The sequence below is a fragment of the Paenibacillus sp. JNUCC32 genome, from assembly GCF_014863545.1.
GTDB classification, from domain to species: Bacteria; Bacillota; Bacilli; order Paenibacillales; family Paenibacillaceae; genus Paenibacillus_AQ; species Paenibacillus_AQ lautus_A.
The window spans coordinates 5,282,169-5,305,887 of the sequence record NZ_CP062260.1 but is presented as its reverse complement, the minus strand read 5'-3'; the positions used below and the strand labels follow the sequence as shown (position 1 = coordinate 5,305,887).

Below are 23,719 nucleotides of genomic sequence, written 5' to 3'. Positions count from 1 at the left end.
GGGCACACGAGATCTAAGAGCTTTTGGGACACCCTCTTTTTTAATCCGAAAAACTTAAAAACAAAATGTGACCGATCCGCGTCCATAACTGTGTTAAGGGTAAAAGGAGGTCTAAAGGCGATGCAGATCGATTCGCTCCGGCCGGGCGGAGATATTACGGAAACCTATGAATTATATGGCGATATGCTTTTTAAAATAGCGATGGTGTACCTTGGGAATAAACAGGATGTCGAAGAAGCCATTCAGGAGACGTTCATTAAACTGATATATAAAGCGCCCGACTTCAGGGATCAGGAGCATAAGAAAGCTTGGCTCATCCGGGTGATTACGAACCACTGCAAGAACATGCAAGGGAGCCTGTGGCGCAAGCGGGTAACCAAAATGGAGCATATGAACGATTATTTTGTCGAACCGTCGGAACGGACGCTGATGGATAACGTCATGAGTTTGCCGTTCAAGTATAAGTCGGTCATCCATCTGTTTTATTACGAGGATTATTCCGTTAAGGAAATCGCCGGGATTTTGCAGATTAATGAGTCTGCGGTCAAGATGCGTCTTCAGCGCGGCAGGAAGCTGCTGCGCATGGACTTGGAAGGAGAGGACGATTGATGAATCGGAGTGACTACAAATCATTGATAGATCGAATAGAACCTGATAAAGGAATGGAGGAGCGGATTATGAAAGGAATGAAACAAAATCAGCGTCAAACGACAAGAATGAGCCGACTGGGGGTCGCCGGCGTCACCGCGGCCATTATGCTGGGGCTGGTGGTAGTGACTTCGCTGGTATTGAATCTTGAGAACGAGCCAGCGGTCAGCGATATTCCGGTGGTTCAACAAGGGACTGGGGCGAATACCCCGCCGACCGCGAAGGTTGGTCACGATCCGGTAACCATTCCGAAAATCGAGCTTCCGGGCGAGAGCAACGTCAAAGCCGACATGATCGGTTTGGTTGTATACCAGGGCAATATCTACACCCAAACCGGTACGCAAATCACGCCGGAAATCGCCAAGCAGCTGAGGGGCGACAAGCTCGGACGGTCGAAGTCGGGGATTACGGAATGGAGCTCCTCCGATGATTACACGGAGCTTGCCTCGACGATCGGCGAAATGGACATCTTTACGGTTAAGGGATACGACGCCGATTTTAGAATTATGTCCTACATGGAGCACGACGGGGAAGTCTACGCCGAATTGTATGAGCATCTGAACGGGATTACGGTGGCCAAGGGCGAGGATATTATCGGCAAGCTGAATCTGATGGGGAACATGACTTCGGTCAAATGGCAGGATTTCGACAGCTGGAACATGGGCGAGAACAAACTGCGCGAGCTTTCCGCCGATGCGGAGGTGCAAGCCTTCGTTGAAGCTTTATATGAAGCGAAGCCGATAGCGGCCGAACCTTTGTTTGAGCAAGGGATCTACGAGACCGGGCCTAGCGAGCAGAAATTTCTGTATATCCAGCTGCAGGACGGGACGGAAGTCCAGTTAAGACTGTTTAAAGGCGGCCAATATGTGCGATATGCCAATGCGCCTGTATTCTTTCAATTGGAAGGTGAGGCATTCACCACGCTGTGGGAGCTGATGGAGGAGTAGGTTGTCCTGCCGTTTGTAACAACGAAAAATAGATAATGTAATAAGACTAGAGGCTATCCCTAATCGGATGGCCTCTTTTCGTTGCTGTAGGATCGATAACGGCGATCCCTTTATCGTTTATCGTATGGCCGTTCCCTGTTATTCGCTTGTTCTCGATGATGGGCGGTTCGCTTTCACGAATGCGCTTGGCGTCATTCCGAAATACCGGGTAAAGGCGCGGGAGAACGTAAACAAATCCGAATAGCCCAGAGATAAAGCGGTTTGCGTGATGCTGGTTCCCTCGGCGGATAACAGGCGGGTCGCTTTCTCCATGATCAACTGCTGCATGTAGCGGGACGGAGAGATGCCGTATCGGCGGGTAAACGCGCGGGTGAAGTGACTGCGATGCACGCCGGCCCAGGCGGCAAGCTCCTCCACGGACAGGTTCTCCGTGCAATGAAGCCCCATATATCCGGGCACGGACTCGAGCCAGTCGGAAGCAGCCGAAGCAGCGGGGAGGTGCTGGTCCCGGTTGGGATCGATGCTGTGGATCAACTGGAATCCCAGCGACATCAGCTGAAGGCTATGGTCCTGCTGGGGCTGCCGGAGCAATCGCTGAATGTCCTTGATGACTGCCAAGGCATCGTCCCTGAAGGCATTTTGACGATAGGGCCGTTCCGGACATAAATCGACATGCTTCAATATGGACGGCATCAACTCGCCCATAAAGGCCGTCCAGGTGATCATGGTGGACGGCTCGTCGCAGTCCTTGACATATGTATAGACCGAGCCGGGGAAAAGGCAGAAAAGATCGCCTTCCGAGAGGGAGATGCTGCTGCCGTCCCATCCGAACCGCACCCTGCCGCTGGCAACGAAATGTATACTATAAAATTCGACGGACCGGGGACCGACTTTTTCGGTGAAAAAGGGGTGGGATCCGGATTTGAATATCCATAATCCCAGTTGTGTCTCAAAGTGAGCCGGGTTGTTAAAGTATTCTTCTCGGGATGGCCGCTGATTCACTGTTAAACTCATGTGTCCTCCTTCCGCCTATAGCGATCATTTCTTTTGTTATTGCTATGATGCAACATATTGTATAACGATTGCAAGGCTGGAGCATTCCGTATTCGTCCGCCAAAAGGTACGATGATGAGGAACAAGTCGAGCATAGTAGAGGTGAATGGAGATATGAAACAACCGAATTTTATCGTGATTTATTGCGATGACTTAGGGTATGGAGATCTTGGATGCTACGGTTCGGACACCGTGAAAACCCCGCATCTGGACGGGTTGGCTGATGAAGGCATTCGTTTTACGAATTGGTATTCGAATTCCCCGGTCTGCTCTCCTTCACGAGCTTCTTTATTGACGGGCAAGTACCCGGCCCGAGCGGGAGTCGGCGAGATTCTGGGGGCGAAGCGCGGCTCGCATGGACTGCCTGCGGACGAGGTGACGTTGGCCAAGGCGCTCAAGCCTGCCGGGTACAGGACGGCGCTGTATGGAAAATGGCATTTGGGCTTGTCCGAGGAAACCAGCCCGAATGCGCATGGATTTGATGAGTTTTTCGGATTCAAGGCAGGCTGCGTCGATTTTTACTCGCACATTTTTTACTGGGGCCAAGCCCATGGCGTCAACCCCCTGCATGATCTATGGGAAAACGAAACGGAGGTTTGGGAGAACGGCCGGTACATGACCGAGCTGATCACGGAACGATCGGTTGATTTCATTCAGCGGTCGCGGGAGCAGGAGCAGGAGGCTCCGTTCTTCTTGTTTGCGTCGTACAACGCGCCGCATTATCCGATGCATGCGCCGCAGGAATACATGGACCGGTTTGCGCATTTGCCTTGGGATCGGCAGGTCATGGCCGCCATGATTGCCGCGGTGGACGACGGCGTCGGGGAGATCGTGAGAGCGCTGAAGCAAGCCGGCTGTTACGAGGATACGGTCATTTTCTTCTCCAGCGATAACGGACCGTCCTCCGAGAGCCGGAACTGGCTGGATGGAACGGAGGACGTGTATTACGGGGGAAGCGCGGGGATTTTCCGGGGGCATAAAGCAAGCCTGTTCGAGGGCGGAATCCGCGAACCTGCCATATTGAGCTGGCCGAACGGATGGGAAGGCGGACAAGTGCGAGATGAAGTGGCGGCTATGATGGACATCGCACCGACCTTTTTGGATCTGGCCGGCGTCGATCCGGCGGCAGGACCGCTTAAAGGCATACCGCTGGATGGAAGCAGCCTGAAGGAAATGCTGCAAATGCGCGAGCCGTCGCCGCATAAGCAGTTGTTCTGGGAGTATCAAGGCCAACTGGCTGTCCGGGAAGGGGATTGGAAGCTGGTGCTGAACGGAAAACTCGATTTTGACCGGGTGGTTCCGGATCAGATTCACCTGTCCGATCTGTCCAGGGATCCCGGGGAGCGCTCCAACCTGGCGGACCGTTACCCGGAGATCGTGGAACGGCTTAGCCGGGATGTGCGAGACTGGTATGAGGAAGTGCAGCGGCACGGATCCTGAGCGTGAATAGAGCATATCGCCTAAGCCTCAGCGATAAATGCAAAAAAAGCCCCGGCAACCGGGGCTTTTTATTATGTGTTGATGACAGGGCATCAGCAGAATCCGACAGCCGGAACCCTTAAAAAGGATTCAGGACATGGTAGAACACGTTCGGCGAAGCCATGCGGTAATAATGGCTGCACCAGCCGACGCCCTTGTGGTTGTCGCGGTTGGTCGTGCTGAACACCAGCCGTTCCTGCTCTAGCTCCTCGATCCGTGCCGTCCGTCCCTCCACGTATTCCAGAATGCGGAACGATGCGGTTTCCAGGCGGGTGATGACGCCTCCATAGCGGATATCGATGACCTCCCAGCCGAAGGGCTTGAACATCCGATGCCACTGCGTACGGTGGGCAATGCGCAGCTCTTGCACGGCTTTGGAGATGGCAGGGAGCACGTTCTTGGCCATATGCCTTAAGGTATCGACGTCCTTGGCATCATAGGCTTGCCTCAGCAGAATGCCGATTTCGCTCTTGCGTTTGAGGACGGCGCTCAGCTTCTCCGGCATCTCGAACAGATAGTCCAGTTCGGCTGTGCTATCGCGCTTCGCGCGCAGGTTTTGCTCCAGCTCGGCATAGTGGTTCGAGAGGTCCAGGCCTTCGATCTGTTTGTCGAACATCCCGAGGAGCACATCCTGATACAGCAAAAATTTCGACGGGTTGCTCTGCTTGGCGTTGTTCGGCTCCTGGCCGGGAATCTCGTCCAGATCCTTCAGCAGGAGGAACGACTCCATGTCGATGCCCGTACAGAATTTCACCCGTTCCGCCAACTGAGCCGGGGAAGGCTCCTGTTCCGAGTAGGCATGCTCGGCATAAAGCTGCAGACCGAGCAGCGCCGCGAACGGATTTCCTTCGTTGCCGTCGTCGCCCCACATCGTGGCGTATACCTCGCGGATTCCTTCCTGCTTGCACACTTGAAGCGCAACATTCGATGCGTTCAGGGACAACCCGTAGTTGACGCCGAATGTGTTAAAGATCCAGACGGCTCCGGCAAACACGAGGTTGCAGCCCAGCGGGCGGTGATTGGCGATCAGCTTCTCATAGTCCGCCGGCTCCATGTGGGTATAATCCCAGTACACCATGTCCACATCCTTCGGGATGCGGCGGGCCATATCCTCCGGGATCGAGGTGTCCTTGTCGTAATACGCCGCATCGCCGCCTCCGCCGGCAGCGAGCTTCAGGAACATGTCGCTCCACATCATCGGCTTCAGGCCGCGCTTGCGAACGGCAGCCAGGACTTTGTCCAGATGGGCGATCATAATGTCGAAACGGCTCACATAACCGTTGTGATCCAAATATTTACCACGTCCGAGCTCCTCCGCTTCGTCCATCCCGATATGAATCTTGTTGCTGCGGAACGGAGCGCTGGCAGCCTCGATCATCCGTTCAATCAGGGAATCGGTCTGCTCGCTGCCGACGAGCAGGGCACCCTTCGTATCGCGGTAATGCTTGATGGGCTCCCACTTCAGGAACTCCTCCAGGTGCGCCAAGGTTTGGATGCTTGGAAAAGCCTCGATGCCGAATTGATCGGCATAATCGTCCATCTCTTTCAGCTCCGCCTGCGTGTAGCGACCGCGCATATAACCGAAATACGGCTCGCCTTCGATCTGGTAGGTGTCCTCCATGTACAGCATCACGCTGTTCATGCCCATCAGGGCCATTTTATTCAGCATGAGCTTAAAGCTGTCCATGGTCAGCACGGCGTTGCGGGACAGGTCGAACATCGGGCCGATTTGGTCAAATTGCTGGCGTTCGTGAAGGTGGAACGAATCGCTTTGGCGGCTATGTTGAACCAGCAGGCCGAGTCCCCGGAAAAATTGATGTTTTCGTCCGTAACGAATATAGGCGCGGTCTCGGTCCCTGCCGACCTCCAGATCGCCATCGGACAAGGCTACCTCAACGGGGATGCCGTTTTCCAAAAGTTCGACGCCAAGCTCATCCAGCAGCAGCTCAATGCCTGGCATGACATCCGTAACAGCGCCCTCGAAACGAAATTTCATATGAAATCCCCCTGCATCCATGATTTTGCGAACATTAAACATTATATCATTATAATGTTTAATGTTATGGGAATCGCCGCTGGAAATCAATCCTTTGTTTGCAAAGTTAGAGGAGTTATCACGGACCTATATCAAACGTACAGCGGTTCGTTGACGAGCTATTCATTTACGAAATAGATAAAATAAGAACAAAAAACAGGATTGACACTGCCGATAACCCGGTGTATTTTATATACAAAACGTTTTTGCAAAAACGTTTTGCATCAAGAGAACATCAATCATTGCGTCATTCGGCGATTCTTTCTTCAACGCGATAACGCCGTAATCGGCTAATACCTGATAGCGTTTACATAAGTAGTTGGAACTCTGCGGTTTTACAGTTCTGCATTTATAGTCTAATTAAATGCTTTCCTATAATTTTGGATAAGGATGATCATGATGGCAGCAACCATAAAAGACGTCGCCCGTGAGGCCGGCGTAGCGGTTTGTACCGTGTCGTTTGCGGTCAATGGCTCCGCGCATGTAGCGGAAGCGACCAAGAAGCGGATATTCGATGCAATCGAGAAGCTGAATTATCGGCCGAACCAATCCGCGCGCGGATTGGTTACGAAGAAGACGAACAACATCGGCCTGGTGGTCGAGGATACGGTGGACGGTTTGGAGAATACCATTCTCCTCGACGTCGTCAAGGGACTTGGGGAGGCGACGGGAGACAACAATTACGATTTGCTGCTGTCCTTTCAGAAGCCGAGTACGAATAAATTGGCGGATCACCTGCTGGACGTCTACCGCAAGCAATCGGCGGATGGGCTGATCCTGATGGGGGCGGCCATTAACCAGCCGTATGGGGAGCTGATCAAGAACCGGTTTCCTTTTGTCCTGCTCGGGAGGCCGACCATGCCCGGGGTGTGTCACAGCGTCAATGCGGATAACGAGCAAGGCGCCTATGAAGCCGTTAAATATCTGATCGGCAAGGGTCATCGCCGGATTGCGCTCATCACCCCATGCTCGCTGGAAGTGGATGCCTCGCTGGACCGGTATAACGGCTACCGCCAGGCCATGGAGGAATTAGGCGACGGGTTCGATGAGCGGCTGGTGGAGATCGGTTCCTTCGAAGAAGACAGCGGGTATACGGAAACGGAGAAGCTGCTGAACAGAGTCGAGCCTCCTACCGCCATCATCGCCGGACGCGACGTGATCGCTTCCCGCGTCGTCGAGAAGGCTCAGGAGCTGGGTTACATGGTGCCGGAGGACCTGGCGGTGATCGGATTCGATAACACGGCCGTGTCCCAGTTGGCCCGGCCATCCATTACATCGATCGAGCTGCCGATGCGGCAGATGGGCCTGGAAGCAGCGAAGCTGTTAATGCAGCTGATTGACGGCGAAATTCGTTTTGACGATATTCAGACGATCGTTTTGCCGTGTACCGTCATTGAAAGAGAATCGACCTGAAAACGGATATTTTCGTTGGACGATTCTTTTTTTTGAAGGGTGCAAAAACGTTTTTGCACCCTGTTAACCTTGAAGGGAGTGATGCGGGTCCAATTTAGACATCTAAGACTTCACATAAATGTAAGCGAATTCATTAAACGCTTAGGGGAGTGAACGTCATGATCCATTTTAGAAAAATCGTAAGCCTCATTTTGATTTCCTCACTAATGATCATCATCGCAGCGGGCTGTACCAGCAGCGGACCCAATACCGCCAGCCCGTCACCATCCGAACAGCCTACCCCAACGGATAACAAAACACCAGCCGAACCAGCCGGAGAAGATACGGAAAAACCTAAAAGCGGCACGATCCAAATATCCTTGCGCGGTGCCTCAGCCGAGGTTTGGGGCAAGGTAGCCGACGCTTACATGGCTAAGCATCCGGACGTGAAGGTCGTCGTGGATATCAAGCCGGCCGAGGGTTACCGCGAATGGCTGCAGGCTCAGTTTGCCGCCGGAGAGCCGGAGGCCGATTTTGTGAACACGAATGAAAACAGCGACCTGAACGAAGACCAGAAATTCGTGGACTTCAAGCCTTGGCTGGAGACGGAGAACCCCTACACCGGAAAGCTCTGGAAGGAAAGCTTCAACTTGGACGGCATGGGCGTTAATCTGGATGACCCTAACCTACAAACTTTGCAAGCGCTTAACTTTGAATCGGTTCAAATCCTCTGGATGTACAACAAAGAGATGTTCGAGAAAGCGGGGATTACCGATACCCCTAAAACGTTCGATGAACTCATCGCGACCTACGACAAACTAAAGGCGGCGGGTTATATCCCGTTCACGATCGGCGGCAACGCGCTCTCCCTGTGGAGCGGTCAGGCGGGCTGGCTCATGCGCATTTATCCGGACCAGTACTTCCGCGATTACGTGGAGCTGATCAAATCAAAGCCGGAAGATTATACGTACATGCCAAACATCGACGATAACTGGAAGTTCGACCTGAGCGACCCGTACAACGATTCCCGTTCCAAAGTATCGACGAACGAGCTGCGAATGTACCAGGCGATCAAAAACAAAGTCGGCCCGTATAAAGTCGAGGGCAATCCGGCGTGGCGCGAAGTCATGACAAATCTGAAAACCTTGTTCGGTTATGCCCCGGACGGTTTCATGGGCATGTCCGAGGAGCAGGCCTACAAGCTCTTCCTGACAGGCAAGGCCGCAACCATGGTCGCGCTTCCGTCCTCCTATTGGCAGCTTCCCAAGGATTTTGCCGATGCGGAAAAAACGGGAGAGAGCGGCGGCGTGAAATCCTTCGACTTCGGATTCTTCAACATGCCTTCCATGGAAGGGGAGCTGGTCCAGGCTCCGGCGAGAACGATTCACATCTACACCGGCTTCTACGGCTTCGTGAAGAAGAATGCGGAGCAAACGGCCCTGAACGTGGATTTCATGATGTATTTGACCAGCCCGGAAGGATATAAAGTGTACCTGGAAGCTATCCAGAATTCCAAAGACGCCTCCTTGAACGGCGCGCCGCTGCTTAACGACATCGAGCTGCCGGAAGAAATGAAGAAGACGTTCGAATCGTTTGACGCGATCGGGAATACGGAAGGGCTGAACAGCCCGGGCAACGTGTTGGCCCGCGGTCTCCATGACTATCAGCCGTCCGTGCAGAGCTATATCGGCCTGATCTCCAAATACTTCAACGATGAAATCGATGTGGATCAGCTGCTGAAGCAGTACCAGGCGGATATTGACGCCAAATTCGAAGCCATGCTCAAGGAACGCAAAAAAGAACTCTCCGATATCGAGAATCCGGAGCGTCAGCCGCCTGTCAGACAGTAGCATTAGAAGGCTGTAAATGGCTGTAAGGCGCAGGACTTCGCCTTCATCGGTGAAGTCCTGCGGGTTCACTTGGCATGGAAGGGAGTGTGAACACGAAGGTGATGAGAACAATATATTCCTGCCTGCTGGCTTCGCTGCTGCTATTTCTATTTGCCCAGCCGATCCATGCCTCTGAGCCGATCTGGACGATGGAGCAGGGCCTTACGATCAAAGCCTTGTCCATATCGGAAGACGGCGAGCTGGTGGCGGTCGGTACGCAGAACGCGAGTGCCATTCTTCTTCAGCGTGATGGCACCCAGCGATTCGAATTCATGGCAAACAACGTCGTGACCGGTGTCGCCCTCCTGAATGACGGCCGCATGCTCGTCACTTCCGATGACCGGCATCTTTATATGCTGAGTGCTGACGGCAAGGAGCTGTGGAAGCGGGATTTTAAGAAAATGATCAAGAATCTGTCGGCAACGCCCGACGGCAAGCTGGCTATCGTGACGCTGCATAACGAAAGTTTGGTGCATGTCCTGGACGAACAAGGACAGACGCTGCGTGAAATTTCGATCGGCATCGCGGTGAAGAGCGCCGCGGTATCCCCGAACGGGCAATGGCTGGCAGCCGGAGCCGCGAACCAGTATGCCTATTTGTTCAATCCTGCCGGCGAGCTGCAATTCCAGACGCCGCTGGAGGGCGACATTCTTCATGCTTCCGTTGCGGATAACGGAACGATGGTGGTCGGAACGTCCAGCAATAAAGCGGTCCTCTATTCGGCGGAGGGCAGCAGGCTTGGCGAATTGTTGACCAAGGATAAAGTGACCTCCGTTCATGTCACCCATGACGGGGAGTTTATCGGGGTAGCGGATTACTCGGGCAATTATTACGTGGCCAATCAAGACGGCGATTTGTTGTGGAGCACGAAGGAGGCCGGAGCCGGCCAGCAAATCCGGTTCAGCAAAGACGGCACGCGGCTCTTCGCAGGCTCGGACAAAGGAGCCGTCTTCCAATATGAAGTCGGGGCCGTGCTGGAGCAAGGCAAACAGGCGGCGATGGTCAAAACCGTGGTACAGGTAGCGGCCGTGATCGTATTCGTTCTGTTGACGGCCCTGTTATTTTTCTGGTTATGGCGCAAAAAACCTTACATTCTTCACCGGTTGTGGAAGAGCAAACTGGCGTATGCCATGCTGCTCCCCAGCTTTACGCTCATTATTATATTCCTGTATATCCCGGCGTTCTCCGGCTTGATTCATTCTTTGTACGACTGGAATCCCGGGGCCAGAAGCGAGTTTATCGGGCTGGACAATTTCAGGCGAATGGCGAACGATCCGTACGTCACCAAAGGCGTGGGCAATCTGCTCATCCTCATCGTCACCGGATTGTTCAAGGCTCTCATTCCGCCGCTGATCGTGGCGGAGCTGATCTATCATCTGAGAAGCAAAAGGTCCCAGTATGTATTTCGCACGTTTTTCGTCATTTCCATGGTCATCCCATCCGTTGGCATGCTGTTGGTCTGGCAGGACATGTACGATCCGAACATCGGCCTTGTGAACCAGCTGCTGCGCATGATCGGACTCGGCTCGCTAAGCCATCCTTGGTTGGGGGACCCGAATACGGCGCTGTGGGCCATCATTATGATGGGCTTTCCGTTCGTCGGCATCCTGCAGCTGCTGGTGATGTACTCGGGGCTGATTGCCATTCCGGAAGAAGTGATCGAAGCGGCGAGAATCGACGGCGCCAAATCCTTCCGCATTATCCGGGCGATTCACCTGCCGCTGCTGGCAGGGCAATTCAAGCTGCTGATCGTGCTCGCGCTGATCGGCATCATTCAGGACTTCGGCTCCATCCTGATCGTGACCGGCGGGGGGCCTGCCGATTCGACCTACGTGCCGGCGCTGCAGATGTATTTTGCCGCAACGAAATTCAATGACCTGGGCTATGCGTCGGCGCTCGGCGTCAGCATGTTTGCCATCATCATGGTGATTACGGTCATCAATATGAAATTCATCAAAACCAATACGGATTAGGAGGGAAACGGCATGAATGCTAAGGCTAGACTCGTTCAGCAGTCGGCGCTTTATGTGCTGCTTATCGTTTTTGTTGCGTTGACCCTCGCCCCCATCGCTTTCACCCTGATTTCATCCTTCAAAAATAACGCGCAGATTCTGGGAGGCATCTGGACGCTGCCCATCCCGGCGCAGACCGCGAATTATGCGGAAGCCTTCGCGGCGATCTGGCGGTATACCTTGAATACGGTGCTCTATGCGGCGGTGGGCGGCACGCTGGTCGTGGCCCTGTCCGCCGTTGCGGGCTATACCTTTGCCAAGAAGGACTTTCTCGGCAAGGAGGTGCTGTTCATGCTGATGCTGGCCATCATGATGATACCGGGCGTCATGACGCTGATCCCTTCTTATGTGCTGTATGCGAATCTGGGGCTGGTGAATACGCCGTGGGTCATCATTATCAGCGCGGCCGCGGGAGGCCAGATTTTCGGCACCTTTCTGTGCAGGAGCTTCATGGCGGGCATTTCCAACGAGCTGTTTGATGCCGCCAAAATCGACGGTGCGGGAGAGTTCGTGGTGTTCACGAGAATGGTGCTGCCTCTGTCCGTTCCCGTCCTCATGACCTTGATGATCATGCAGTCCGTCGGGATCTATAACGATTACATCTGGCCGCTTTTGACCATTAAATCGAACAGCATCCAGATGATTGGCGTCGGGCTTACGCAATTCACGAACCAGTTCGGCATCTCCAACATGGGCGTGGAATTCGCGGCGTACATCATTTCGGCGATTCCGCTGGTGCTGCTGTTCAGCTTCGGGATGAAGTATTACATTCAAGGCGTTACGCAAGGGGCTTTAAAAATATAAAACGACGGACCAAATGGAGAGAGATGGATGAATATACACAGGCAAGCGGAGAAGATACCCAGCTGGATCTGGCACAGGGAACGTGAGGGCCGGCGGCATGTCGTACTGGAAAAAACCTTTGTCCTGCATGCCGCGGTTGAGCAGCTTGAGATGAGAATCGCCTGTACGGGAGAAGCCGAGATCAGGCTGAACGATGACGTGATCGGCCATTTCCCGGAGCATGCCAGGCATACGTCCGCATTTTATCCGGTAGAGGGGCTCCCCGGCAGTTTGGAGCCTGGAGCCTATACGCTCCGAATCGAGCTCCGAAATACGGAGCCGATGCCGATGCATCCCATCAATATGCATCTGCATGACCGCTCGGTGGGATGCATCGCCTACTTGAGCGGAAGCGAAGGCTTATGGCTGGCAACGGATGATACCTGGGAGGCCGGGGACGGTCCGGCAGAGGTGGTATGCGTTTGGGGCGAGGAGCCCTTCGGAGACCTGGATCATGCGCCTCCTTGGTTTATTGCCGGAGGATACGGCGATATCGTGGTCGAGCCTGTTCAAGGCATAAGAGTCATGTCCGCAGCCGGAGTGGAAGCGGTCAGCGGCATAGATGGTGTAATTCAGATGAATGGAACAGCCGGAGGGCGAATCATCCTAGGCGAAGTGGAGTCCCGGAATGAACGGCATATTTTTTATCATCTTCTGAAGCAGGGCGAATGGAAGGAACGCAGGACTCAGCAGAAAGGGCTGAATTTGAGCCGGATGCCGAAGCTGCTGCTGGAATTGCCCCATGAGCTCAATGTGCGGATGCAGGTGACCAACCACGGCGATTCCGAGATCGGTTTGCTGTGGAATGGCGCTGAATCCTTGCAAGAGCTGCGGCATTATGACGGATGCATGACCGAGTGGTTGGCGATTCCGCCGGGGAGCCTGTCGGCAACGAATCCCCAGGGCATGCGGTACGTGCAAATTTACGTAAGCGGGGACGATGGAGGAACATTCCATATCGAGCTCCGATTGGAGGCTGCCGGTGCTGCGCTGAACCAGGCGGGGCAGCTGCAGACGGACAACAACCTTCTACAGCGCATCTATGACGTGTCGGTGCATACCAGCCGGGTCTGCCATCAAATCGGATTGTGGGACGGCATCAAGCGGGATCGCCTGAATTGGGCTTACGATATTTACCTGGCCGCCAAAACCGAATACTCGCTCTGGGACGATTATTCGGTATTGAAGCGGTCGCTCCGGGAGCTGGGCCGGACCCCTTACGGCTATTGGATGAACAATCTCCCCTCCTATACGCTGTGGTGGCTCAGCAGCATATGGGATTACTACTTCGAGACGGGAGACCGCGAATTCGTATGGGAAATCCGTGAGGATCTGCAGCGGCATATCGCTTGGGTGAAGGCGAATGCGGATCCGTGCAGCGGGATTTTCATGCCGGATGCCAGAGAGGCACATTCCTTTATCGAATGGTCGCCCATGGGGACGTCTGAATCGTGGGCGTGCCTGAACGCGATTTACGGCATGGCGAAGAGCCAAATGAAACAGCTGGCGGATTACATGCCGGAGCTTGGGCTCCATTGGGATGAACCGCAAGCGGAGCTTAAGGAGGAGCAGTTCATCGGGCCGTCATACGCGCTGCTCACCTCGGTCATCGGCATTAAGAGCGGGTACGTGGGAGAAGACAGCGCACGCAGATTTCTCCTCGACTATCGGCTGAGGGACCCGCTCACGCCATTGTCCGCCTACTGGCTGGCGGAATGCTACTCGGAGTACGGCATGCACGAACGGGCGTGGGCGGTTATCGCTACGGTCTGGGGAACGATGCTGGATGCGGGAGCAACCACGTTCTGGGAGGGGATCAGGCTGACGCCGAGCAGCGATATTCACCATGCCCTGACCACGTATACCGCGTACGATTCCTATCGGATGAGCCTGTGCCACAGCTGGTCGAGCACGCCGGTGGTCTGGATTGCCAGGTATGTCCTGGGGATTCGCGCGCTTGAGCCCGGATATGCCCGCATCGCTTTCGAGCCTCATGCGATCGGAGGGCTCACGGCCGCACGGGGCGTGATTCCAAGTCCCAGGGGCTTGATTAAGGTGGAATGGAAGCTGGAGCATGGCCGCATGATCAAATCAGCTCGCATCGGGGAAGCCGAGCTGGCAGGGAGGGCATGATGAAAGAGCACTGGCAAGCGAGCTGGATCTGGGGAGATTTCCCCCCGAATACGGCCAACGTGTATCTGGAAGCGAGAAGGAGCTTTGACTTGCAGGAAGCGCCGATGGCGGGCCGATTGTACGTGTCAGCCAACCAGGAGTACTTGCTCTATGTCAATGGTACCGTGGTCGGGAGGGGGCCTTCACCTGCCGACCAGCAGTGGAAATATTACGACGAGATCGATGTGACCCCGCTGCTGGCGAAAGGTAGGAATGTGCTGGCCATCGTCGCCTACAATTTCGGTTCGACCGATATCGTGACAGGCCAGATGCAAGGGCCGGGGGGATTGATTGCCGAGCTTGAGATCGAGCAGGGGAACGGAGTGTTCTGCGTGGCCGCCACGGATGCGGATTGGAAGGTCCGGCGATCGCCAAGATGGATGGCCCGGGTGTCGCGCCAGCATCAGTGGAACGGATTCCGCGAAATTTATCTCGCGGAGCAGGAGGACGGATGGGAGGAATCCGCTTACGACGATTCCTCCTGGAGCGGGGCGGTGGTTATCGCCAAAGCATTGGATCCGGATTCGCCATGGCCGCGACTGCTTCCGCGGGAGATTCCTCCGCTGCACAGGGAATGGGTCAGTCCGGCCGCGATCGTGCGGACCGAGGCCAATTTCGGCGTCAGCCTGGGGGAGTCGGGCATGCTGCGGAATCGCTTAGGCAGCACGGAAGCGTTCGGTACGCCGGAGCATGCCCCTTCGAGTCAAGAAGTTATTGGCTTGCCAGAGGAGGGAAAAGAAAGAGATCCAGGCGGGTTAGCGGGAGGTACAACGGACTGGACGCTCGATGCCAGTATGCCCGGCTCGCTGCCGGGTGTTGTGTATGACTTTGCTAGCGAAATCGTGGGGTATCCCGAGCTGGAGCTGGACGCACCCGAGGGCGGCGTGATCCAGCTGTCGTACGGAGAATCGCTGGAGCTGCAGTTGTATGACACTTTCATCCTGCGCAAGGGGCGAAATCGGTTGAAGCCCTTTGGCCGCCGGGCTTTCCGTTTCCTTCAGGTTACGGCACAGGCGACGCCGGCCGCGCTGACGATATCGCGCTTCGGCGTCGAATCCGTCCACTATCCGTTTGACGAATCCGGCTTTTTTCGCTGCAGCGATGAGCGTCTGAACCGGATTTGGGAGGTCGGGGCGTATACGACGCTGGTGAACAGCCAGGACCATCTGGAGGATTGTCCGCTGCGCGAGAAGGCGCTCTGGGTAGCCGATGCCGTGGTCATGGGCAAAGTCATCTACCATGCGTTCGGAGACGATCGGCTGCTGCGCAAATGTCTCTTGCAAGGGGCGCGGATTCAGAACGACGACGGCTCCATACCCGGTACCGGCCCGGAACGAAACTCGTTTCTGCTGCCCGATTTCTGCGCGCATTGGTTGTTCGGCGTGCATTCCCACTGGCTGTATACGAAGGACCGCGGTTTCCTGGAAGAAATCTGGCCGGCCATTACGCGGTTGATGGCGTGGTTCGCGCTGCAGGAGGATCGGGATGGCCTGTTTGCCGGCGCCGACCGGCCTGGCTGGTGGTGCTTTATCGACTGGGCCGATTACATCGACCGGCGCGATCGGGTGACGGCCGTCTCCTGCTTCTATTACAAGGCGCTCGGGTTGGCGGCGGAGCTGGCGCAAGAGGTTGGACACGGTGAACTGGCAGGGCAGTGGAACGACCAGGCGGTCCGGCTTCGCGCTGCCATAAGGGAGCAGATGCGGCCCCCTGGCGAGATCGTGTTTGCGGATTGCATCGGATCGGACGGATTATCGAAGCAGATCACGGCTCAGACCAACTTTGCGGCGATATGGTCCGGCCTGATGGACCCGGCGGAAGAGGACCGCTTCCTGGACGAATGGTACGACGGCGGAAAGCTGCCGCCGTTAAGAGGCGCTTTTTTCTATCATGTGGTTCTGGAGACGCTGATGAGCAAAGGACGCGTAGACCGCGCCCTGGAAATCATAAGAAGCTATTGGGGCGGCATGCTGGACCGGGGAGCGACGACCTGGTGGGAGACGTATGATCCGTCAACGCCGGCCTGTACCGTGCCGAGCGCTTATCAAGGCAATACGCCAACTTATTTAGTTGATCATATTCCCGTGAGCTTTAGTCACGGCTGGGGCGCATCGCCGAGTTATATTTTGACGCAATCCGTGTTGGGCCTTGATTTAAGCAGACTCGGCGATCAGGAGGTATATCTTGCTCCGCATGCCGGTGATCTCGATTGGGCGGAAGGCGCTGTGCCGACGCGCTTTGGCATGATGGAAGCAAGCTGGAAGAGAGGGAAGGGAGGGAAGCTGAAATACGAGCTCACGATTCCGGAGGGAATTACCGTGAAAGCGATCGACGGGACGGAGCTTGTGCTTAGAATCAGAGATTAAGGCGATCGGCTTGGAGAAGAGCGAATAGGGGTTTGGAAAGGGGGTGAATGGCGTCGAACTGCGGTAATCGTATCAACAGAATCCATTTTGAGGAGGAACAAGCGTAATGAAGTTGAAGGGGTTTAAAAGGCTGCTGCTGTATTCCGTCCTGCTGGCGCTCACCCTGCAAGCGTATCCCGCCGGGATCGCGTTTGCGGGCACGTATGATCCGGATTTAAAGGCATCACCCCATGTGCTGAACGTGACGGGTTACACGCCTTCGATTGTCATTGACGATTTTAACGAGCCCGATGCGGTAAACCAGCCGGGAAAATGGACCAGCGGAGCGGGGGCGGAAAAAGTCACCTACGCCGACCGTTATGCCAACGGCCCGAATTCTCCATATGAGGGAAGCCATGTGCTCGAGGTATGGTCGGATGAAGTCAAGGCTTATGAATGGAGAACGGTATCCAGGGATTTCGATCAGCCGCTCGACTTGTCGGGCGTGAACTATCTGACGTTTGCGGCCAACTGCTACGGGTGGCAGACGGAGGACTATCTGATCAAGGTTACCCTGTTCAGCGGCGAAGATTCCTATGAGAGCATTGCCCAAATCAATCCGAACAGCTGGAGTAAAGTGGCGGTGCCCGTCAAGGATTGGGCCCAGCGGGACCACGTCACCAAGATCGAATTCGCGTTCATGCTCAACTTCGATCACGGCGGACTGAAGCCGGGCGATCCGGGATACGAATTCTGGGGCGGCAATTACCAGATCGATTATCTCAGCGGATCGAACGCCATCGGCATGGATTTTAACGTGGACGGGGAAACGGAAGGGTTTACCGCCCAAGGCGCCGAGGTGGACGCAGCCGGCGGAGAGCTCCGATTGACACCGGCGGGTGCCGCTCCCGTATTGCAATCTCCGGTGATCATCCAGGATATCGATCATTACAATACATTAAGCGTCAAATGGAGGAACGAGTCGCCATTCAACAAAGTGAAGGTCGAATGGATTACGGAGGAAAGCCCCGATTGGGATGAAGCGAAGTCGGAGGTGTTCGACATCGAAGCGAATAACAGCCAATCCGTTGAACAGGAATTTAATCTGTCGCTGCATCCGGAGTGGAGCGGCAGCCTGAAGCAGTTCCGGTTGACGTTCTTGAGCGACGGAGGGGCAAGCACGGGAGAGGTCGGCATCGATCAGATCCGATTCAAACAGCTGGCACCGATCGAGGTTTTCCCCGGGGAGCTTACGAGGCATGAGATCGCGGCCTCCCGGGATCGGATCGTGATCGAGGGCGCATTAAAGCCCGGGGAAGCGGAGCTTTATGAAGGCGGAGAGCTCCAATTGTTTGAGCTGCAGCCCTATGAATCCGAAAGGGATCTGGCGAATCGAGAGCCGATTGCCGAACAGGGGATTCAAGAACAATTTAGGTTTGAGCTGGATCTGGCAGGAGAAGAGGGACGCACCCGCCTGCAATCCAAATTTGCGGTCGCGGCCATGCTTCCGGACGGATCGCTGGAGCTCGTAGATCGCGCTAAATACGTAAGCAACCCCGAGATTCTTGCGCCGAATACGTATCCGTTCCCAGTGGCGAAGAGCAAGAAGGGGCTGCAGGTGCAGATGGTCGGCGATGCGGAGGACCTCGGCATCAGCCATGCCGCACTGAACGTGGATTACAATAACGCCCTGTACATGAACGGGGCCGTCAATCCGGCCAATACGTTCGAATATTCCTACGAAGGGGAGACCTTCTACTTCAAGAAGGATTGGATCGAGGAGCGGGATAATTCCATCAAGAGTTTGTCCGATAACGGAGTGACGGTATCCCTGATCCTCCTCTTGTATAAGGGGGGAATGGACGATACCACGCCTAACCGGTATTTGCTCCATCCGGATGCCACGGAAGGCATCGTCTATGCATTTAACACGACGGATGAGCTAGGGACGAAGTATTATAAAGCCATCACCGCTTTCCTGGCGGAGCGCTACTCGCGCGAGGACGAGAAATACGGCAGAGCCGTCAATTACATCGTTGGCAACGAGGTGGACGCCGGGGAGACCTGGTACAATATGGGCAACGATAAAACGGTCAGGGAATTCGTTCAGGACTATGCCCGGACCGTGAGAATAACGAATACCGTCGTAAAAAGCTTTTACAGCAACGCCAGAGTGTATATCTCACTGACGCATAACTGGGATCAGCAGCTGCCGTCCACGCAGATCGGCTCGTTCGACGGCCGATCGATCATCGATACGCTTCAGGCGGAGATCGCCGCAGCGGGCGACATTCCGTGGCATATCGCTTATCATCCTTACCCGGAAAACCTGTTCGATCCGAGGGCCTGGGTTGCGCCGCAGTCGCTAGAGCAGTTCGATACGCCGAAAATCACGTTTAAAAACCTGCACGTCCTCGTTGATTACATGAAGCAGCCGAAGTTCATGTACGGCGATGAGGCGCGCCGGATTATCCTGTCGGAGCAGGGCTTCCACAGCGGCGACAATTCGCCGGAAGGCCAGCAGCTGCAGGCGGCAGCTTATGCGTATGCCTATTACATTACGGACTTCCTGGACGGCATCGACTCCTTCATTCTGCACCGGCATGTGGACCATGCCGAAGAGTACGGCTTGAATCTCGGATTGTGGACGCATGATCCGGATACGAGCAGGGGCGCCAGCATCCCTGCGGAGCACAAGCTGGTGTATGATGTCTTTAAGTATATCGACACGGAACGTTCGCTGGAGGTGACGGAATTCGCGAAGCCGATCATCGGCATCGCCGACTGGCAGGATATCGCGCCATCCTTCGATGCCGGCATGCTTGCTCGGCGGGAGATACCGGATACGGGGCAAGCAACTGTCATTCCTCCGGAACAGCTGGAGGGCGCGGAAATGCTGTTTGATTTTGAGAACGGCGATGAGGGCTGGACCCATGCAGAGTATGTATCCGGCGTCGAAACCGATGCTTCCCTCATCTGGACCGGCAGTCAAACGCTCAAAGCTACGGTGATGACCAGAGAGCAGCTGGGCGACAGCAAAGGCATCGCCAAGCGGTTCGACGAGCCGCTGAATGCCGAGGGCAAACCCTACCTGTTCTTTGGCATCAATCCTTCGAACGGGCCTGCGGCCGAATCCTATACCGTTCGGGTAAAGGTGTACAGCGATCAGCATGTGCTGGAAGCAGAGGCGAATGTTCCGCCGAAACAGTGGAGCAATCTGGCGGTTAACTTAGGGGATTGGGCCTTTAAGGACCGGATTACCAAAATTAAAATCGGGCTTGTGCCGGCAAGCCGGGTGCATTGGCAAGGAGGATATTTCCATGTGGACGGCATCGGTTTGGCCGACGGCATGGAGGCGGCAGAGCTTACCGCCGCTTTGACGCCGGAGCAGCCGGATGGCAACGACGGCTGGTACCGAAGCCCGGTAACCGTGAAGCTCGGCGCAGCGAATGGCATGCCGGACGGCTACGGCATTCAGTATCGCGTGAATGACGGAGAATGGCAGACGTACGGTTCCGAAATCATCATGAATACGGACGGGATTCATGGGCTGGACTATCGGACGATGAGTCCAGCCGGGGAACCGGGTTCCATCAAGTCGTTGACCTTGAAGATCGACCAGACCGCGCCCGTGGCGACCGTAACGGCGGATCCGGTTAAGTTGTGGCCGCCTAACCAGAAGCTGGTCCAGGTCACGGCTTCCGTTGACGCCAGCGATTCGGGCTCGGATATCGGTTCCGTCGTGCTGTCCTCCATTACAAGTAATGAGGAGCTGCAAGCGGAGGATATTCAGGGTGCGGAGCTGGGCACGATGGATACCTCATTCAGCTTGCGCGCGGCAAGATCGGGTGCAGGCTCCGGCAGGATCTACACGATCACTTATACGGTCACGGATCAAGCCGGCAATGAAACCGCGGCCGTGACCGAGGTGAACGTGCCGCATGATCAATCGAATCCATGATGGATGGATTCTAACGCCCGATAGACAGTCTGGAAGGGGAGAAGCAACGTGCTTACGATACAAAAACCGCTTGTGCATGGTCTGGAGAATCCATTGGGGCTGGATGTGTCTTCTCCCCGTTTTTCCTGGCTGCTGGAGAGCGATCGGCGCGGAGAGGCGTGCGCGGCTTACAGGGTGAGGGTGTGGGTGTCCCTTTCCGCGGAGGGTCTCTCTAACAGGGACGACGAAGATTTGGTGTGGGACAGCGGCAGGCGGAGTGGCCAAAGCCTAAGCCTTCTGTATGATGGTCCGCCGCTACAGAGCAATACGCGTTACTGGTGGCGGGTTACGGTCTGGGACCGTCAGGGAAAGGAAAGCGAAAGCGTACCGGCATATTGGGATACGGGCTTGTTTCCCGGCGATTGGAGTGCCGAATGGATATGGCGGTCCGAGGAGATGAAGCTTAATGATTTTGCCTATTTCCGCAAATCCTTTGATCTCCGGGGAGCCGTTGCGCGGGCCCAAATATTCGTATCCGCCCACCATGTATTCCAATTGTTCGTCAACGGACAACGGGTTGGAGGCTATGGTTCACCCGCACCGACGGGGGTGCCTCACCGCAAATATTATTTGGCTTATGATGTGGCCCCCCTCTTGTCGACCGGTTCCAACTGCATCGGCGTTGCCGCTCATTATTTGGGCGGAAGCGGCCAGAATTACGTGAACGGCGTCCCGGGAATGCTGCTCCAGCTGCACGTGGAGCATGAGGACGGGACGGAGCAAATGGTTGTATTGGATCTGACATGGCAGGCCTTAAGGCAGATTCCGCATCGCATCGGGTCTCCTTATCAGCAGAATCGCCGCTTATCGTCCATAGAGGACTATGATGCGGCTCTTCTGGAACCGAACTGGCTGCAGCCCGATGTTGGAGAGGAACGCTGCAGTTCGGTTGTTCTTGCTCATCCATCCGCACAGCAATGGTCACTCCATTGGCAGCAGCTCCCCGAGGCGGAAGAGCTGGAGTCCATCATTCCATCCGTGGCAGCGGCGCCGTCGTTCGTAAACGGGGAGGAGGGGCTCATTCAGGTATTCGACGCTGGCAAAATCATATCGGGCTGGTCGCAATTGGCCTTGCCCGGTATGGCAGGCGTCACGGTACGGCTGCGGTATGCCGAAACGCTCGATGGCAGCGGGCGGGTCGTTCATCAAGTGTGCAACGAGACTTCGCATCATTATTACGACCTGTATACGATGCATGGACGCGGGGGGATCGAATATTGGCAGCCGGATTTCAGCTTTAAAGCCTTTCGTTATGTGGAGGTTACCGGCTATCCGCAACCGATTGAGGAAGGCCAGCTGCGAATTTGCTCAGCAGGTACGGCCATGGCACGTACGGGGCATTTTCGGTGTTCGTCTGACTTCTTAAACAAGCTGTACGACGTTTGCCTGCAGACGCAGCGCAATAATGTGCTGGGCCAAGTGGTCGATTGCCCGCATCGGGAACAGGCGCAGTATCTCGCGGATACCGATCTCCAAGCCGAGACGCTGCTCTATAACTTCGATGCCTATCCGGTGCTGGATAAGACGCTGCAGGACTTTGCGGACGGCCAATTGGAAGACGGCTCCTTCCCTTTTGTGTTCCCATCGAACTACGAGCATCCAGACTTTTTCATTCAAATCCCGGAATGGGACCTGCATTATGCGACCTTGCTGTGGAAGCTTTACCAGTTTAGCGGAGATACGGAGCTGCTCTCGCGATATTATGAACCGCTCCGGGTCATGATCGAGGGTTATCTATCGCTGATATCGCCGGCAACAGGCCTGATTCCGGTTGGCCGCGGATGGCATATTAGCGATTGGCCCTACCCGACGGTTGAGCATGAAGGCGAACATCTGACCGTGCAGCAGATCAAGGCATGGCAGGCGTTGCGGATTCTGTCCGAAGCCGCTGCCTTGCTGAACCGGGCAGATGACAGTGCAGCGTATGCTGCCCATGCCCAGAAGCTGCAAGTCAGCGTCCTGAATGGGCTGTACGATGCTTCCGGCAAGCTGCTGCATGACAGCTCGGGATCGACTGCCACCCACCAAGGCGTTAATGCGTTGGCATTATATGCAGGGCTGCTGCCGCAGAAGGAGCGGGAGGCTGCATTGAAGGCCGTGGCAGGCAAACCGTGGGAGAGCAAGACGGTATTGTCGCTCCCGCTGCTCCGTCTTTTGTTCGAGGAGGGATTGCAGGATCGGGCCTACCATTTGCTGAGTAAACCGGATTATCCGGGGTGGGGCTACATGATTGCACAAGGAGCCGAGACCATGTGGGAAGGCTGGGATGATATCGAGTCCCATTGCCATGCATGGAACGGTTATCCCGCCCGCTTGCTGCAGGAGTATGTCTGCGGGATTCAGAGCGGAGCTCCCGGATTTGCGACGGCAAGAATTCGCCCCTTTTTCGCGCCGGATCTGGACTTTGCCGAGGCTTCCGTTTCCACCCTAAGAGGCAAGATCGCTGTGCGCTGGGAGCGGGTCAGCGAAGCCGGCATTCGGATGCGGCTTGAGCTGCCCTGCACGATGAGCGCTACCGCTGCATTGGCTTCACCGAGCTCCCGCCCCATTACCGGTCTCTCGATCGATGGTATTGAGATATGGGGAGGAGCAGCTTCAAGCTGCATGCCGGACGGCATCGTCCGCTGCGGACTGGACCACAGCATGCTTGAACTTGAGCTGCTGTCCGGACGTTATGAGTTAACGGTTCGCTATTAGGCAGCGTTGTGCTTGCGGCCGACCAGCTTCAGCAATTCCAAGCCTATTTACAGGCAACGGCCATACCATACATGTAAAACTTAGTAGGGGAATCAGTCATCCGGATGGCTGATTCCCTTTATTTGTTAGAGCTAGATGCTGTTGGAGAAAACCCGCTTGAGCCGCAAAATTCATGATGAAAACAGGTCAAAATGTGGTTGACGAGAA

Annotated in this window: 13 protein-coding genes; 11 read left to right on the top strand and 2 right to left on the bottom strand. The window is 55.3% G+C overall.

Annotated elements, in window-relative coordinates; translation table 11 throughout:
* Positions 1-120: 120 nt before the first annotated feature.
* Both JNUCC32_RS23425 and JNUCC32_RS23420 read left to right on the top strand, forming a co-directional pair.
* Positions 121-609 carry an RNA polymerase sigma factor gene (locus JNUCC32_RS23425; RefSeq protein WP_009593946.1) on the top strand — a complete coding sequence of 163 codons (489 nt, stop codon included), beginning with the start codon at positions 121-123 and terminating at the stop codon, positions 607-609.
* Between the two features lie 68 nt (positions 610-677).
* Positions 678-1,595, top strand: coding sequence for a hypothetical protein (locus JNUCC32_RS23420; RefSeq protein ID WP_228468810.1), 918 nt, complete (start codon positions 678-680; stop codon positions 1,593-1,595).
* Positions 1,596-1,733: 138 nt separating this feature from the next.
* On the opposite strand, the gene JNUCC32_RS23415 is transcribed toward JNUCC32_RS23420, so the two are convergent.
* The gene (locus tag JNUCC32_RS23415; RefSeq protein ID WP_192570008.1) at positions 1,734-2,609 is read right to left on the bottom strand and encodes an AraC family transcriptional regulator; all 876 of its coding nucleotides are present in this window, start codon (positions 2,607-2,609) and stop codon (positions 1,734-1,736) included.
* Between the two features lie 153 nt (positions 2,610-2,762).
* Between JNUCC32_RS23415 and JNUCC32_RS23410 the strand changes: the two genes are divergently transcribed.
* Positions 2,763-4,088: a sulfatase-like hydrolase/transferase gene (locus JNUCC32_RS23410; RefSeq protein ID WP_192570007.1), complete on the top strand. Its 1,326-nt coding sequence runs from the start codon at positions 2,763-2,765 to the stop codon at positions 4,086-4,088.
* A gap of 118 nt (positions 4,089-4,206) precedes the next feature.
* On the opposite strand, the gene JNUCC32_RS23405 is transcribed toward JNUCC32_RS23410, so the two are convergent.
* Entirely contained in the window at positions 4,207-6,123 is a 1,917-nt protein-coding gene (locus JNUCC32_RS23405; RefSeq protein WP_192570006.1) for a beta-N-acetylhexosaminidase, read from the bottom strand.
* A gap of 438 nt (positions 6,124-6,561) precedes the next feature.
* Here JNUCC32_RS23405 and JNUCC32_RS23400 point away from each other — a divergent pair, with 438 nt between their 5' ends.
* The 8 genes from JNUCC32_RS23400 (at position 6,562) to JNUCC32_RS23365 (ending at position 23,512) form a co-directional block, all read left to right on the top strand.
* Positions 6,562-7,575 carry a LacI family DNA-binding transcriptional regulator gene (locus tag JNUCC32_RS23400; protein WP_192570005.1) on the top strand — a complete coding sequence of 338 codons (1,014 nt, stop codon included), beginning with the start codon at positions 6,562-6,564 and terminating at the stop codon, positions 7,573-7,575.
* Positions 7,576-7,733: 158 nt separating this feature from the next.
* The gene (locus JNUCC32_RS23395; protein WP_036664819.1) at positions 7,734-9,404 is read left to right on the top strand and encodes an ABC transporter substrate-binding protein; all 1,671 of its coding nucleotides are present in this window, start codon (positions 7,734-7,736) and stop codon (positions 9,402-9,404) included.
* Positions 9,405-9,505: 101 nt separating this feature from the next.
* Positions 9,506-11,416 (top strand): ABC transporter permease subunit, encoded by a 1,911-nt coding sequence (locus JNUCC32_RS23390; protein ID WP_228469018.1) that lies wholly within the window; start codon positions 9,506-9,508, stop codon positions 11,414-11,416.
* Between the two features lie 12 nt (positions 11,417-11,428).
* On the top strand, positions 11,429-12,259 hold the full coding sequence (locus JNUCC32_RS23385; RefSeq protein WP_145040227.1) for a carbohydrate ABC transporter permease: 831 nt from the start codon (positions 11,429-11,431) through the stop codon (positions 12,257-12,259).
* A 27-nt stretch (positions 12,260-12,286) separates the two neighbouring features.
* Positions 12,287-14,431 (top strand): alpha-L-rhamnosidase C-terminal domain-containing protein, encoded by a 2,145-nt coding sequence (locus JNUCC32_RS23380; protein WP_192570003.1) that lies wholly within the window; start codon positions 12,287-12,289, stop codon positions 14,429-14,431.
* Positions 14,431-16,836 (top strand): alpha-L-rhamnosidase-related protein, encoded by a 2,406-nt coding sequence (locus JNUCC32_RS23375; protein ID WP_192572717.1) that lies wholly within the window; start codon positions 14,431-14,433, stop codon positions 16,834-16,836. The genes JNUCC32_RS23380 and JNUCC32_RS23375 overlap by 1 nt, the downstream gene beginning before the upstream one ends.
* Before the next feature lie 106 nt (positions 16,837-16,942).
* Positions 16,943-20,776, top strand: coding sequence for a DUF5722 domain-containing protein (locus JNUCC32_RS23370; RefSeq protein WP_192570002.1), 3,834 nt, complete (start codon positions 16,943-16,945; stop codon positions 20,774-20,776).
* Positions 20,777-20,824: 48 nt separating this feature from the next.
* Entirely contained in the window at positions 20,825-23,512 is a 2,688-nt protein-coding gene (locus JNUCC32_RS23365; protein WP_192570001.1) for a family 78 glycoside hydrolase catalytic domain, read from the top strand.
* Positions 23,513-23,719 lie beyond the last annotated feature (207 nt).

Coding starts and splice junctions, on each gene's coding strand:
- JNUCC32_RS23425 (WP_009593946.1), top strand. CDS start 121: ATGCAGATCGATTCGCTCCGGCCGGGCGGAGATATTACGGAAACCTAT.
- JNUCC32_RS23420 (WP_228468810.1), top strand. CDS start 678: ATGAAAGGAATGAAACAAAATCAGCGTCAAACGACAAGAATGAGCCGA.
- JNUCC32_RS23415 (WP_192570008.1), bottom strand. CDS start 2,609: ATGAGTTTAACAGTGAATCAGCGGCCATCCCGAGAAGAATACTTTAAC.
- JNUCC32_RS23410 (WP_192570007.1), top strand. CDS start 2,763: ATGAAACAACCGAATTTTATCGTGATTTATTGCGATGACTTAGGGTAT.
- JNUCC32_RS23405 (WP_192570006.1), bottom strand. CDS start 6,123: ATGAAATTTCGTTTCGAGGGCGCTGTTACGGATGTCATGCCAGGCATT.
- JNUCC32_RS23400 (WP_192570005.1), top strand. CDS start 6,562: ATGGCAGCAACCATAAAAGACGTCGCCCGTGAGGCCGGCGTAGCGGTT.
- JNUCC32_RS23395 (WP_036664819.1), top strand. CDS start 7,734: ATGATCCATTTTAGAAAAATCGTAAGCCTCATTTTGATTTCCTCACTA.
- JNUCC32_RS23390 (WP_228469018.1), top strand. CDS start 9,506: ATGAGAACAATATATTCCTGCCTGCTGGCTTCGCTGCTGCTATTTCTA.
- JNUCC32_RS23385 (WP_145040227.1), top strand. CDS start 11,429: ATGAATGCTAAGGCTAGACTCGTTCAGCAGTCGGCGCTTTATGTGCTG.
- JNUCC32_RS23380 (WP_192570003.1), top strand. CDS start 12,287: ATGAATATACACAGGCAAGCGGAGAAGATACCCAGCTGGATCTGGCAC.
- JNUCC32_RS23375 (WP_192572717.1), top strand. CDS start 14,431: ATGAAAGAGCACTGGCAAGCGAGCTGGATCTGGGGAGATTTCCCCCCG.
- JNUCC32_RS23370 (WP_192570002.1), top strand. CDS start 16,943: ATGAAGTTGAAGGGGTTTAAAAGGCTGCTGCTGTATTCCGTCCTGCTG.